The organism is Microbispora sp. CL1-1, from assembly GCF_012034195.1.
GTDB lineage: Bacteria > Actinomycetota > Actinomycetes > Streptosporangiales > Streptosporangiaceae > Microbispora.
The window spans coordinates 155,023-169,287 of the sequence record NZ_JAATEK010000011.1; the positions used below are offsets into that span (position 1 = coordinate 155,023).

9 protein-coding genes and 1 other RNA gene are annotated in these 14,265 nt (G+C 69.1%); 7 read left to right on the forward strand and 3 right to left on the reverse strand.

The window, feature by feature from the left end:
• Positions 1 to 3 precede the first annotated feature (3 nt).
• Complete coding sequence (locus tag HCK04_RS16385) at positions 4 to 4,938, forward strand: NAD-glutamate dehydrogenase (protein WP_205830316.1); 4,935 nt, start codon at positions 4 to 6, stop codon at positions 4,936 to 4,938.
• A gap of 13 nt (positions 4,939 to 4,951) precedes the next feature.
• Here HCK04_RS16385 and HCK04_RS16390 read toward each other — a convergent pair whose 3' ends face one another.
• Positions 4,952 to 6,022, reverse strand: coding sequence for a hypothetical protein (locus HCK04_RS16390; protein WP_142648187.1), 1,071 nt, complete (start codon positions 6,020 to 6,022; stop codon positions 4,952 to 4,954).
• Positions 6,023 to 6,105: 83 nt separating this feature from the next.
• Here HCK04_RS16390 and prfB point away from each other — a divergent pair, with 83 nt between their 5' ends.
• Positions 6,106 to 7,224: a peptide chain release factor 2 gene (prfB, locus tag HCK04_RS16395; RefSeq protein WP_142648188.1), complete on the forward strand. Its 1,119-nt coding sequence runs from the start codon at positions 6,106 to 6,108 to the stop codon at positions 7,222 to 7,224.
• On the opposite strand, the gene HCK04_RS16400 is transcribed toward prfB, so the two are convergent.
• Positions 7,218 to 7,406, reverse strand: coding sequence for a hypothetical protein (locus HCK04_RS16400; RefSeq protein WP_030509253.1), 189 nt, complete (start codon positions 7,404 to 7,406; stop codon positions 7,218 to 7,220). The two genes, prfB and HCK04_RS16400, sit on opposite strands and share 7 nt — an antisense overlap.
• Before the next feature lie 179 nt (positions 7,407 to 7,585).
• Here HCK04_RS16400 and ftsE point away from each other — a divergent pair, with 179 nt between their 5' ends.
• The 5 genes from ftsE to ssrA all read left to right on the forward strand — a co-directional run bounded on the left by ftsE (position 7,586) and on the right by ssrA (position 12,314).
• Positions 7,586 to 8,275, forward strand: coding sequence for a cell division ATP-binding protein FtsE (ftsE, locus tag HCK04_RS16405; protein ID WP_079315626.1), 690 nt, complete (start codon positions 7,586 to 7,588; stop codon positions 8,273 to 8,275).
• Between the two features lie 14 nt (positions 8,276 to 8,289).
• A complete protein-coding gene (ftsX, locus tag HCK04_RS16410; RefSeq protein WP_142623990.1) occupies positions 8,290 to 9,189 on the forward strand; it encodes a permease-like cell division protein FtsX in 900 nt (299 codons plus the stop codon).
• 56 nt (positions 9,190 to 9,245) lie between these two features.
• Positions 9,246 to 9,728, forward strand: coding sequence for an SsrA-binding protein SmpB (gene smpB, locus HCK04_RS16415; RefSeq protein ID WP_142648189.1), 483 nt, complete (start codon positions 9,246 to 9,248; stop codon positions 9,726 to 9,728).
• A 3-nt stretch (positions 9,729 to 9,731) separates the two neighbouring features.
• Positions 9,732 to 11,636 (forward strand): penicillin-binding transpeptidase domain-containing protein, encoded by a 1,905-nt coding sequence (locus HCK04_RS16420; RefSeq protein WP_142648190.1) that lies wholly within the window; start codon positions 9,732 to 9,734, stop codon positions 11,634 to 11,636.
• Positions 11,637 to 11,928: 292 nt separating this feature from the next.
• Positions 11,929 to 12,314, forward strand: a transfer-messenger RNA (tmRNA) gene (ssrA, locus tag HCK04_RS16425).
• Positions 12,315 to 14,090: 1,776 nt separating this feature from the next.
• Here the strand turns inward: ssrA and HCK04_RS16435 are convergent.
• A complete protein-coding gene (locus HCK04_RS16435; RefSeq protein ID WP_168065981.1) occupies positions 14,091 to 14,240 on the reverse strand; it encodes a hypothetical protein in 150 nt (49 codons plus the stop codon).
• Positions 14,241 to 14,265 lie beyond the last annotated feature (25 nt).

A 14,265-nucleotide genomic window follows, 5' to 3' on the forward strand; every position in this document is an offset into this window, starting at 1 on the left:
GAAATGGCGCTAAGTCGGCAGGAATCGGATGAAGCGCTGGATGAGCTTCTCCGCATCGCCGCCGAGAGATGCGCGCACGCGCCGGGAGCGCTGCAGGTGGAGGGCGAGGACGTCCTGGCCTTCCTACGGCGGTACTACCGGAACGTTCCGGTCGAGGACCTGGCCGACCGCGACCCGGTGAACGTCTACGGCCCCGCGATGGCCCACCGCCACCTGGCCCAGCACCGGCCGCAGGGACGCGCGCTGGTCCGCGCGTTCACTCCCACTCTGGAGGAGCACGGCTGGGACCCGGGCCGCTCGGTGGTCCAGATCGTCACCGACGACATGCCGTTCCTCGTCGACTCGGTGACGACGGAGCTGGACCGGCACGAGATCGGCACCCACCTGATCGTCCATCCGCAGATGCGGGTGCGCAGGGACATGACCGGCGAGCTGCTCGGCCCCGACAAGGAGGACGTCACCGGGCAGGTCATCCGCGAGTCGTGGATGCACATCGAGATCGACCGGCAGACCGATCAGGCCGTGCTCAAGGAGCTGGAGAACGACCTGCAGCGGGTGCTGCTCGACGTGCGCTGCGCGGTCGAGGACTTCGCCAAGATGCGGGCGATGGCCGTGCAGACCGCCGAGGACCTGGCGGTCAACCCGCCGCCGCTCGACCCCGCGCAGGTCGAGGACGGCGTGGAGCTGCTGCGCTGGCTGGCCGACGGCCACTTCACGTTCCTCGGCTACCGCGAATACCGCCTGGAGGACACCGACGGCGGCGCGGCGCTGCGCGGCCTGCCCGGCACCGGGCTCGGCATCCTGCGGGCCGACAAGCCCGGATCGGCCAGCTTCGCGGCCCTGCCGCCGGCCGTGCGGGAGAAGGCGCGGGAGAAACAGCTCCTCATCGTCACCAAGGCCAACAGCCGGGCCACCGTCTATCGGCCCCACTACCTCGACTACATCGGGATCAAGGTCTTCTCACCCGAGGGCGAGGTGATCGGCGAGCGCCGTTTCCTCGGCCTGTTCACCCACGTGGCGTACAACGAGTCGATCTCCCGGATCCCGGTGCTGCGGCGCAAGCTCGCCGAGGTGCTGGAGCGGGCCGGGCTGTCGCCCGACAGCCACGACGGCAAGGATCTGATGGAGATCCTGGAGACCTACCCGCGCACCGAGCTCTTCCAGATGTCCGTGGACGAGCTGCTGCCCATCGCGCTCGGCGTGCTGCGGCTGCGCGAGCGCAAGCAGGTCAAGCTGTTCCTGCGCCGCGACGACTACGGCCGCTACATCTCCTGCCTGATCTTCCTGCCGCGCGACCGCTACACCACCAAGGTGCGCCTGCACATGCAGCGCATCCTGATGGACGCGCTCGGCGGCAGCTCGCTCGACTACAGCACGATGATCGGCGAGTCGGCGCTGGCCCGGCTGCACATCGTGATCCGCGGCGAGCGCGGCAAGCCGCTCGCCGACACCCCGGTCGACGTCGAGGAGCTGGAGGCGCGGCTGGCCGCCACCACCCGGACGTGGGAGGACGACCTCGCCACCGCGATCAACGAGCTGTGCCCGGAAGAGGACGCGCCCCGGCTGCTGCGCCGCTACGGCTCCGCCTTCCCCGAGGGCTACAAGGCCGACTTCCCCGCGCGTACGGCCGTCGCCGACCTCAAGCGGCTGGAGGCGCTCGCCGAGGACCCCAACGCCATCGGCATCAACCTCTACGAGCCGTACGGCGCGGCCGAGGGGAAGCGGCGCCTGAAGCTCTACCGGCTGGGCGCGCCGATCTCGCTGTCGCGGGTGCTTCCGCTGCTCACCCGGATGGGCGTCGAGGTGGTGGACGAGCGGCCCTACGAGATCGACCGTGACCACGACCCCCGCACCAAGGACGCCTGGATCTACGACTTCGGCCTGCGCTACACCCCCTCAGAGGAGGTGCACCGCGACGAGTTCAAGCGGCTCTTCCAGGACGCGTTCGCCGTGCTGTGGCGTGGCGAGGTGGAGAACGACGGCTTCAACGCGCTCGTGCTGGCCGGCGGGCTCACCTGGGAGCAGGCCGAGATCCTCCGGGCGTACGCCAAGTATCTGCGGCAGGCCGGCACGACGTTCAGCCAGTCGTACATAGAGAAGGTGCTGCGCGGGAACGTGCGGCTGGCCCGGCTGCTGGTGCGGCTGTTCGAGGCCAGGCTCGACCCGCGCCGGCCCGACGACGCCAGGGCGGAGGTCTGCGACGCGCTGACCGAGGAGATCCTCGCCTCGCTGGACGAGGTGGCCTCGCTCGACGAGGACCGCATCCTGCGGGCCTACCTGGAGATGATCCAGGCGACGCTGCGCACCAACGTCTTCCAGGCCGCGCGCGACGACGGCCGCGACGCCGGCGACGCGGGCAGCCAGTTCGTCACCGGCAGGCGCAAGCCGTACATCTCGCTGAAGTTCGACCCGCAGGCGATCAGCGTGCTGCCGCGGCCCCGGCCGAAGTACGAGATCTTCGTGTACTCGCCGCGCGTCGAGGGCGTGCACCTGCGCTTCGGCAAGGTCGCCCGCGGCGGCCTGCGCTGGTCGGACCGCATGGAGGACTTCCGCACGGAGATCCTCGGCCTGGTCAAGGCGCAGATGGTGAAGAACACCGTCATCGTGCCGACCGGCTCGAAGGGCGGCTTCGTCGTCAAGCAGCCCCCGGCCGGCGGACGCGACGAGTTCCTCGCCGAGGGCGTGGCCTGCTATCGCCAGTTCATCTCGGGCCTGCTCGACCTCACCGACAACCTGGCCGCCGGGCAGGTCGTGCCGCCGCCCGACGTCGTGCGGCACGACGGCGACGACACCTACCTCGTGGTGGCCGCCGACAAGGGCACCGCGACGTTCTCCGACATCGCCAACGAGGTGGCCAAGGAGTACGGCTACTGGCTCGGGGACGCCTTCGCCTCCGGCGGGTCGGTCGGCTACGACCACAAGGTCATGGGCATCACCGCGAGGGGCGCCTGGGAGTCGGTCAAATACCACTTCCGCACGCTCGGCGTGGACGTGCAGACCACCGACTTCACCGTGGTCGGCATCGGCGACATGTCCGGCGACGTGTTCGGCAACGGGATGCTCCTGTCGGAGCACATCCGGCTCGTGGCGGCCTTCGACCACCGGCACGTGTTCATCGACCCCGACCCCGACCCGGCGCGGAGCTTCGCCGAGCGGCGGCGGCTGTTCGAGCTGCCCAGAAGCTCCTGGGACGACTACGACAGGAAGCTCATCTCGGCGGGCGGCGGCGTGTGGCCGCGCACCGCGAAGTCGATCCCGGTGTCGCCCCAGACGCGCGCCGCGCTCGGCCTGCCGTCCAACGTCACCGCGCTCGCGCCGAACGACCTGATCAGCGCGATCCTGCGGGCCCCCGTCGACCTGCTGTGGAACGGCGGCATCGGCACGTACGTCAAGGCGTCGTCGGAGACCCACGCCGACGTGGGCGACAAGGCCAACGACGCGCTGCGGATCAACGCGTCCGAGCTGCGCTGCAAGGTCGTGGGCGAGGGCGGCAACCTCGGCTTCACCCAGCGCGCCAGGATCGAGTTCGCCCTGAACGGCGGGCTGATCAACACCGACTTCATCGACAACTCGGCCGGTGTGGACACCTCCGACCACGAGGTGAACATCAAGATTCTGCTCGACCAGGTCGTCCGCGACGGCGAGATGACCGACAAGCAGCGCAACCAGCTCTTCCTCGACATGACCGACGAGGTGGGCAGGCTGGTCCTGGAGGACAACTACGCCCAGAACGTCGTGCTCGCGGCGGCCCGGGCGCAGGCGCCGGAGATGCTGCACATCCACTCCCGCTATCTGCGGAAGCTGGAGCGGGCCGGGCTGGTCGACCGGGAGCTGGAGTTCCTGCCCTCGGACAAGGTGCTCGCCGAGCGGCGCCAGGCCGGGCTCGGGCTCACCAACCCCGAGTTCGCGGTGCTGCTCGCCTACACCAAGCTCGTGGTGGACGCCGAGCTGCTGCAGTCGGACATCCCCGACGACCCGTCGCTGGCGTCGTGGCTGGTGTCGTACTTCCCCTCGGCCCTGCGGGAGCGCTTCCGGCCGTACATGGACTCCCACCCGCTGCGCCGGGAGATCATCACGACCCGGATCGTCAACGACGTGGTGAACTTCGGCGGGACGAGCTTCGTCTTCCGGTTCGGCGAGGAGACCGGCGCCTCGACGCCCGACATCGTGCGGGCCTACCTGGTGACGCGGGAGGTCTTCGACCTGCCGTCGTTGGTGCGCCAGATCGAGGAGCTGGACAACGAGGTGGACACCTCCACTCAGCTCGCGATGCTGTTCGAGGCCCGCAAGCTGTCCGAGCGCGGCACCCGCTGGCTGCTCGGCAACCGCCGTCCGCCGCTCGACCTCTCCTCCACGGCCCGCTACTTCATCGAGGGCGCGAGCGGCCTGCTGCCCCACCTGCCCAAGCTGCTGACCGGCCCCGACCTCGTGGCGTACGAGGAGCGCAGGGACTCCTTCGTGGCCAGGGGCGTGCCCGGCGAGCTGGCCGAGCGGGTCGCGGCGATGGTGCCGGCCTACTCCACGTTCGACCTGGTGGAGATCGCGGCCTACACCGGCCGGCCGGTGAGCGAGGTGGCCGAGGTCTACTTCGACCTGGCCGACCGGCTCCAGCTCGCCCGGCTGCGCGAGCGGGTGATCGCGCTGCCGCGCGACAGCCGGTGGAACTCGATGGCCAGGTCGGCGCTGCGCGACGACCTGTACGCCGCCCACGCGACGCTGACCAGGGACGTGCTGATCCACAGCCGGCCGGGCCTGTCGCCGGAGGAGCGGCTGGCGAGCTGGACGGAGGCCAACCAGGCCGCGGTGACGCGGTCGCGGCAGACGCTGTCGGAGATCTGGGAGAGCGACACCTTCGACCTGGCGACGCTGTCGGTGGCGCTGCGCGCGGTGCGGACGCTGGTGTCCACCAGCAACCTCCCCCACGCGGTGGAGGAGTGACCGTGCCCGGTGATCAGTGGTTGGAGCCGCCGGTGACGATGCCCTCGTAGCCGACGACGTGCGCGGGCGCGGTGGACGCCTTGGGCGGCACCGCGCTCACGTACTGCTGGGTCTCGATGATCTGCCGCTTCTGCCGGATGAACAGGCTCTTGGCGGGGTTCAGCAGCCAGCGGGCCTCCGCGGGCACCGCCACCGGACGTCCCTCGCCGCACTTGAGCCCCTGGGGGCTGGGGGTCCACGAGGACGTGCGGATCAGCGTGTAGAGCATCATCGCGCCGCCGTCGCTCGTGCGCAGCGCGAAGATCGGATAGTTGGGGGCAGAGGCGAAGATCGACTCGTAGTTCATGCAGTCGTCGGCCTTGGCCGTCTCCTTGGCCTTGCTGATCTCGTCGTAGAAGCCCGTGGTCTGCGGTCCCGGGGCGATCAGCCCGGAGGCGTAGCCCTTGGTGCCCTCCTCGGCGACCGTGGCGTGCAGCGGGCCCATCAGGTTGGGGCTGATGGCCACCGAGGTGTCGCGGGCCTCCAGCGCCGTGGCGTACCCGTCCTCGTCGAGGGCGACCGAGGGCGGCGTCTCCCCGGGGTAGAGGAGCGACGCGAAGCTGTTGAGCCACCGCCCGTTCCGGCCCTGCCGTACGAACGTGAACACGCCCGTGCGGACCTCGCCGGAGGCGTCGCGCCGCCGCGCGGTGGCCGCGAACCAGACGTTCGAACGGCCGCTCTGCCGGGGCACGAGCACCGTGCGGCGATCCCACGTGTAGTGGGCGGGCTTGCCCGCCTGCGAGTGGATGCCGGCGATCGTGATGGGCCGCTGGCCGTCCTGGGTGAGCAGGAGCGCCCACCGGCCGGCCCCGGCCTGCCGCAGCACGTTGTCGGTGTCGAGGAACGCGTCGAACGCCTCGGAGGCCTCATCCAGGGTCACGGCCGGGGAATTCGCCGACGACGACGGGCTCGCGCCGGGACTCGGCAGGGCGGAGATGGCGGCCGCCGGGCTGGCCGTCGGCAGGGCCGGCTCGCCGCCCGAGCAGGCGACGACCGTGGAGGTGAGAAGGGCGAAGGCCAGCGCACTCCGAACGACCCCGTTCACGCCAGCCTCCCCATGCAATCGATGCACATGCTACCGAGGCGGACTGCCTGACCGGGTCTCCGATTCGCGTACCCTTTACAGACGTGGCAGTCATCGATCCAGCCGAAGAGATCAACGAGCTTAGCGGCACGCTGAAGGGCATTCAGGACGTGCTCGACCTCGACGCCCTGCGCAAGCAGATCGCCGAGTTGGAGGACCAGGCTGCCGCGCCCGACCTGTGGAACGACCCCGAGCAGGCGCAGCGCGTCACCAGCAAGCTCTCCCACCTGCAGGCCGAGGTCAACCGGGTGGACGGCCTGGGCCGCCGCCTGGAGGACCTGCCGGTCCTGTTCGAGCTGGCGTCCGAAGAAGGCGACGAGGACGCGCTGGCCGAGGCGGAACGGGAGCTCGCCGCGCTCAGGTCCGAGGTCAGCGCGCTCGAGGTCCGCACGCTCCTGTCGGGCGAGTACGACGCCCGCGAGGCGCTGGTGACCATCAACGCCCAGGCGGGCGGCGTCGACGCGGCCGACTGGGCCCAGATGCTGCTGCGCATGTATCTGCGGTGGGCCGAGCGCAAGGGCTACCCGGCGGAGGTCTACGAGACCTCCTACGCCGAGGAGGCCGGCATCAAGTCGGCCACGTTCACGGTCAAGGCCCCCTACGCGTACGGCACGCTCAGGGGCGAGCACGGCACCCACCGGCTGGTGCGGATCAGCCCGTTCGACAACCAGGGCCGCCGGCAGACCTCGTTCGCGGGCGTCGACGTGGTGCCCGTGGTCGAGCAGACCGATCACATCGACATCAACGAAGACGACCTGCGGATCGACGTCTACCGGTCGTCCGGGCCGGGTGGTCAGGGCGTGAACACGACCGACTCGGCCGTGAGGATCACCCACCTCCCGACCGGGATCGTGGTCTCCTGCCAGAACGAGCGGTCGCAGCTGCAGAACCGGGCGACGGCGATGGCCGTCCTCCAGGCCAAGCTGCTGGAGCGCAAGCGCCAGGAGGAGGCCGCGGCGATGAACGAGCTGCGCGGCGAGACGACGACCTCGTGGGGCACGCAGATCCGCAACTACGTCCTGCACCCCTACCAGATCGTCAAGGACCTGCGTACGGGCGTGGAGGCGGGCAACCCCTCCGCCGTGCTGGACGGCGACCTCGACGAGTTCATCGAGGGCGAGATCCGCTGGATGCGCCGCCAGGAGTCGGGTGACGGTCAGTAACCGCTGACGTGCGTGAGCGCGACGAGCGCCACGACCAGTAGCACGATCAGTGCGATGACCAGGGGCGACAGCCCCATGAACCCGTGGTGGTGAACCTTGGCGCGGCCCTCTCGGCAGACGGGGCAGCGCCCCTCCACCACGGGGCCCGCGCACGCGGCGCAGATCAGATGTTCGCAGCTCATAGCAGCTTTACCGCCCCATCGCCCAAGGGCTAATCGTTTTGTTTCCGTTATGGACGTTCCATGCCAGTGTTACCCCTAGACTGGCCTCTGGCCAAACGGAACGTCGATCCAGAGCAAAGTGACCGGCGACCCCCGGACCGGCCGTCCAACCCCCTAGACTGGCTAGCCGTGATGCGCCCGTGATCCATTTCGATAATGTCACCAAGGTCTACGCGAACCAAAACCGGCCCGCCCTCGACCACGTGAGCGTGGACGTCGACAAGGGCGAGTTCGTGTTCCTGGTCGGTCCGTCAGGGTCGGGGAAGTCCACCTTCCTCCGGCTGGTGCTGAAGGAGGAGCGGCCCAACAGCGGCTCCATCCACGTGGCCGGCAAGGACCTGTCGAAGCTGTCCAACTTCAAGGTGCCGCACCTGCGCCGCCGTATCGGCTGCGTCTTCCAGGACTTCCGGCTGCTGCCGAACAAGAACGTCTATGAGAACGTGGCGTTCGCCCTGGAGGTCATCGGCAAGCCGCGCCGCTTCATCCGCAAGGTCGTCCCCGAGGTCATCGAGCTCGTCGGCCTGGAGGGCAAGGCGCACCGCATGCCGGAGGAGCTGTCCGGTGGCGAGCAGCAGCGGGTCGCGATGGCCCGCGCGTTCGTCAACCGGCCGATGATCCTGCTGGCCGACGAGCCGACCGGAAACATCGACCCCGCCACGAGCATCGGCATCATGAAGGTGCTCGACCGAATCAACAGGACCGGCACGACCGTCCTCATGGCGACACACGACGCCGCGATCGTCGACTCCATGCGCAAGCGCGTGGTCGAGCTCGAGGACGGCAAGATCGTCCGCGACCAGTCGCGCGGCGTGTACGGCCAGGCGTATTAGGAGTAACTGGGACCATGCGGGCCAACTTCATCTTCTCCGAGGTCTGGATCGGCCTTCGGCGCAACCTCACGATGACCATCGCGGTGATCGTGACGGTGGCGGTCGGCATGGCGCTGCTCGGCGTCGGACTGATGATCAACTCCCAGGTCTCGAAGCTGACCGGCTTCTGGAGCGACAAGGTCGAGCTGTCGGTCTACCTGTGCACCAAGGGCTCGCCCTTCGAACCGTGCAAGAACAGAGGCGCGGTCACGCAGGAGGAGAAGGGCAACCTGGAGCAGACGATCAAGGCGCTGCCGGACGTCGAGCGGGTGCAGTTCGAGAACCAGGCCCAGGCGTTCAAGAACTTCCAGAGCACGGAGAGCAACACACTGCTGCTCTCGGTGACCAAGCCCGAGGACATGCCGGAGTCGTTCCGGGTCAAGCTGAAGGACCCGGAGAAGGCGGCGGCCGTGGCCGGCAGCCTCAAGGGACAGCCCGGCGTCTCCAACGTCGTCAACGAGCGCGACCTGCTCCAGTCGGTCTTCGGCTTCATGGACACGCTGCGCAACGTGGCGCTGGGCATCGCGATCCTCATGGTGATCGCGGCGACCCTGCTGATCGGCAACACGGTCCGGCTCTCGGCGTACAACCGCCGGAGAGAGACCGGCATCATGCGGCTGGTGGGCGCCTCCAACATCTACATCCAGCTTCCGTTCGTGCTGGAGGGTCTGATCGCGGGCCTCATCGGCGGCGTTCTGTCCGGTGTGATCCTGATCATCGTCAAGGTCTTCATCTTCGAGTCGATCCAGACCTACATGGCCGCGCCCCTCGGCTGGGACACGGTCGCGGGTGTGATCACCGGCACGATGGCCATCGGCGTGCTCATCTGTGTGCTCGCCTCTTTCGTCACTCTGCGCCGCTACCTGCGGGTGTGAGCCCGCACCGCCGCGCAACTCGTTTCCGCCCTTCGAGGCGACGGTAGGCTCCCCTTATGCCACGTGAGACCGGGCGCAAGCTGATCGCCCAGAACAAGCGTGCCAGGCACGACTTCTTCATCGAGGACACCTACGAGGCCGGTCTCGTCCTGACCGGCACCGAGGTCAAGTCCCTGCGGGCGGGAAAGGCCAACCTGACCGACGGCTACGCGTCGGTCGAGGGCGGCGAGGTCTGGCTGATCAACGTGTACATCCCGGAGTACAGCCAGGGCACCTGGACCAACCACGCCGCCCGGCGGACGCGCAAGCTGCTGCTGAACCGCAAGGAGATCGGCAAGCTCGACGTGACGCTGAAGGAGAAGGGCCTCACGCTGATCCCGCTGTCGATGTACTTCAAGGACGGCCGGGCGAAGATCGAAATCGGCGTCGCCAGGGGTAAGAAGGACTACGACAAGCGGCAGACGCTCATGGAGAAGCAGGCCAACCGGGAGATGGCGCGGGCCATGTCGAACGCGGTCCGCCGCCGGGGGGGCCGTTAGCCCGTGTCCTTCCGATCATTCGGGGTCGTCCGGGCGAGAGCCGTACGGGCCGCGCTCGCGCTGGGGCTGGCCGCGCCCCTGCTGACCGGCTGCTTCGAGGAGCCGACGCCGCACGACGCGGTGCGCGACTTCCTCGTCGGCTGGCAGACGGGCGACTACGCCGCCGCCGCGCGGCGCGCCGACGGCAACCCGGCGGTGGTGCGCAAGGCGCTGGAGGACGCCCGGCTGCAACTGGACGCCGCCTCGATCCGCTTCACCCTGCGGGGGATCAGCCAGGACGGCGACTCGGCGCAGGCCGGCTACCACGCCGAGGTGGATCTCGGCGAGAACAACCCCCTCTGGCAGTACGACGGCAACCTGCCCCTGCACCTGGTCGGCGGCCAGTGGAAGGTGCGGTGGTCGCCGAGCGTCATCCACCCCGACCTGCACCCCGGGCAGCGGCTCGCGGTCGCCACCGTCCCCAAGGGCCGCAAGCCGATCCTCGACCGGAACGGCAACCCGTTGCAGGACGAGACCGTGCTGCACGTCGCCGGAGTCATCCCCGCCAAGATCAAGGACCCCGGCAGGCTCTGCGACCAGCTCTCGAAGGTCACCGGTTTCGCCCAGGACCGCCTGCTGAGCCGCATCCTGTCGTCGCCCCCGCAGGACTTCGTCCCCCTCGCGACGTTCGGGCGGACGAAGTTCGCCCAGATCAAGTCCAAGCTGGAGGCCATCCCGGGTCTCGAGTTCCAGATCGACAACCCGCCGGTCGCCCCCAAGTCGCCCACCCAGATCGTCGGGGTGGTCACGGCCATCACGCCGGAGGCGGAGCAGAAGCTCGGCGGACCGCAGCGCGCCGGCGACACGCTCGGCCGCGACGGCCTGCAGAAGGCCTACCAGGACCAGCTCACCGGCTCGACCGAGACCCGGGTCGTCATCCTCGACAACGCCACCGGCAGGCAGGTCAAGGAGCTCAAGGCGTGGCCGGGACGGGAGAACTCCTCGGTCCAGACGACGATCGACAGCCGCCTGCAGCACGTGGGCGACTCCGCCGTGGCCGGACCCCGCCCGGCCGCGCTCGTCGCGGTGCAGGCCTCCACCGGCGAGGTGCTGGCCGTCTCCACCAACCAGCTGCACCAGGAGAACGACGCGCTGGCCGGAAAGTTCGCGGCCGGCACCGCCTTCTCGATCATCGCCGCGGAAGGGCTGCTCGAGTCGGGCCTCGACCCGAAGCAGAAGGTGCCGTGCAGCGCCGACCGCACCGTGGGCGGAGCCCGCTTCCAGCAGCCGGGCATCGTCGGGGTGACGACACCGACCTTCCAAACCGACTTCGCGCAGGGCTGCGTGACCGCCCTGGCGTCGCTTGCCCGGCGGATCAGCGGACAGCGGCTGGCCGACAGCGCGACCCAGTTCGGCATCGGCGGCGACTGGAGGCTGCCGCTGAAGACGTTCAGCGGGTCGATGAACGCCCCCGACGGGGACGCCGCCATCGCGAAGATCATGGCCGGGCAGGGTGCCCGCGTGAGCCCGCTGGCGATGGCCCTCGTCGCCGCGGCCGTGAAGTCCGGCACGTGGCGGCCGCCGGTGCTGGTGACCTCGCCCGCCGCCCCCGACCCATCGGTCGGCGGCGCCACGCAGGCCACCGCCCAGCCCGTCACGCTCGACCCCGCGATCACCGCGAAGCTGCGCACGCTCATGCGGGCCGGTGTGACGTCCGGCGCGGCCACCGCCGCCTCCGCCCCCGGCGACCCCGTGTACGGCGTGGCCGCCGAGGTCACCCAGACGGAGAAGAAGGAGCGCACCCGGCTCTCATGGTTCGTGGGCTGGCAGGGTGACGTCGCGGTCGCCGTGCTGTCGGAGAGCGGCGACCTGGCGGCCGCCTCGGCGATCGCCGGGAGCTTCTTCCGCGACGCCCAGCCCCAGACCTGAAAAAGATCCGGAGGCGAGCAACCATCAGGGCGGCGGTCGGCGTCTTTCTAGGTGACTGGGACCCGCTTGGGGGGTTGCGGGCCCAGTCGCCGTGATGAGGACAGGGCTCCATCTCGGGGGGAGCCCTGCCCGTCTCGACCGGCTCGACCCTGCCGGTCGGCCCCCGGGACGCGTGCCACAGGCCGCGATCCCGGGGGCTTCGGCGTCCCACCGGAATTCGAGTCGCGTCGCCGGTGTTGTCACGAGTAAGCTTGAGTTGCCAGGCTCTCGGGTCTGGATTGACAACTGCACAGGGGGTGACCGGTTTCGACTTCGACATTGCAAGTCAGGGGAAGCGGGTCGGGGACTGCGGACATAACCCCGTTAACACTGTGACCGCGAAACAATAAGTGCCAATAAGAAGAGCACTGAGGTCAGCCAGGCTTCCCTGGCTCTCGCCGCCTAAGCAGCGAGTAACCTCTGTCAGCCCGGGAGTGCCTTCGGCCCGGAACTGACATCGCTAGAAGGCTCAACCGTCCGGCCCGGTCACGGGGCCGTACGGGAAACCAAACAGTGACTGGGCCCGTCGGCGACTCGCCTGTGAGATTGCCGGGGCCGAGAAAAGCGCAACAGGCTGCACCCGGAGAAGCCCTGTCTTGGTGTTGAAGGACGCGGGTTCGATTCCCGCCACCTCCACATCTCCGCCGAAGGGCGGGGAGGAAGCGATCGCTTCCTCCCCGCCCTTCGGTTTTCCCACGGGACATCCCCTCCGGCGCGTCATCCCGTGGAGCCCTGTGGGACTCATCCGGGGCGCATCCCTGCGCGATCTGCTGGGCCTCCACGTCGCTGATCTGCTGGCGCAGGGATTGGGCGACGCGGCTGAGGCCGGCGGCCTCGTGCCTGGCGATGAAGGGATCGCTCCAGTCGACGGCGGCGATCTCGGCCTTGACCTGGGCGAGTTGTTCGTCGAGGTGCTGGTGGCGCTGGTGCAGTTGCTCGCACGCGCTGCCGGTCGAGCCCACCACGATCCGCACAGGGGGGCCGGCGTGGCCGAACCAGTGGACCCCTTCCCGCAGCATCTGCCAGCTGAAGTCGTACATGCCCGCTGTGCCGGGCGCGGTGACGTCGAACCGGAACGTCGCCGTGGAACCGGGGCGGACCTCGGGCACCGGCAGTTCGACCCTGCCCAGGCCCCAGGTGGTGTTGTCCTGAGGAGACTGGCTGCCGAGCCGATACCCGAGATCGGGAGTCCACGTGGTGGACCCGGTGTTGGTGACACGGACAGTGACGTGCGTGCGCGAGCCGGCGGGCATGGTCGCCGCGGGCGGGGTCGAAGTGACGACCGAGCCGTCGTCGATGTAGGCGGGGGCCGGGTCCACGTGTCGGTACGGAAGCCTGAAGAAACCGCGGATCTGGCCAGAATTGGGGCCGTGTGTGCCGTTGGTGGTGATGGTCTTCGCCGGGGTGGGAGAGCTCATGTCCATCTGGATGACGATGTCGTCGTGGCCGGGGAAGTTGCAGTCGTAGGTGCGCAGGGTCAGCAGGTCACCGTGCCGCTCGTAACCCCACACGAGGACGACGTGGTTCTTGAACACGTCCCAGGGGGCGTAGGAGTGGGTGAGGACGAGCCCTATGGGGCTGAGAACGCCGTTGTCGATGTCCTGGATGATGCCCGGGATCTCGTTGTACGACCGGCGGAAGAGCCCGGAGCCCCAGACGATCGCGTCGTGGTCGAGCGCCTGGGTGTCGGCCAGCCAGCGGGCGACCACGCCGGGGCCGTCGAAGCTGTGCACCAGGCGGGTGAGGATGTGTTGGGCGAGCGGGACGGGAATGGCGGACGAGTCCGTGCCCTTCAGCTGAGGAGTGCCGCTTTCGTGGATGTCCCGGGCGAGGAAGGACATGCCACCGCACAACCCCATCTCGGTGACGTCGATGGAGACGGGCGGCAGGCCGTGGATGGATATCTGCAGCGCGGTTCCCTGAGGCCACGGGCGGTTTCCGAACCGCGGGGCTCTCGTGGAGGGCAGGAACCCGGGTACGGCGGCCGGGCCGAAGTGCTGGACGGTGTTCGTGGCCCAGAGCGGATTTCCGGCGGTGCCGTACAGCACGAGGTTGCCGTCGTCCTGCAGCCACAGCCAGGCGCCGGGGTTGCCGTCCGTGTTCGTGGCCCAGTGTGCCTGGCCGGAGTCGTCGTAGAGAACGACGTTGCCGTCGCCCTGCATGACGGCGTGGGCGACGGGTTTGCCCCAGGTGCCGGTGTCCCACAAGGGGCGCCCGTCGTCGGTGCGATAGAGGACCAGGTTGCCGTCACCTTGCATGACCAGGCACACCCGTCCGTTGCCGGACACGAGCTCCGAGCCGGCCTTCATCTCCTGGCCGGCCGCTAATCGGTCCATGAGCGATCCTCCCTTGGAGTCGTCTCATTGAAGACGGCATCGAGGGGAGGTCGCCCCAGGGGAGCTCTCAGGGAAATCGCTAGGCGTCGCCCTCGTCGACTGCTGAGGGAGGCTCCAGGAGCCGGAGGAGTCCCAGCCAGCCGGTGAAGGTCTCCGGCGCGTGGCCCTCGCGGAGCACTTGGCCGCGCACTCCGTCATCGGTGTAGTCGAGGTCGATGACGAATCGCATGAGCCAACGGTAGACCTGAGGTGAG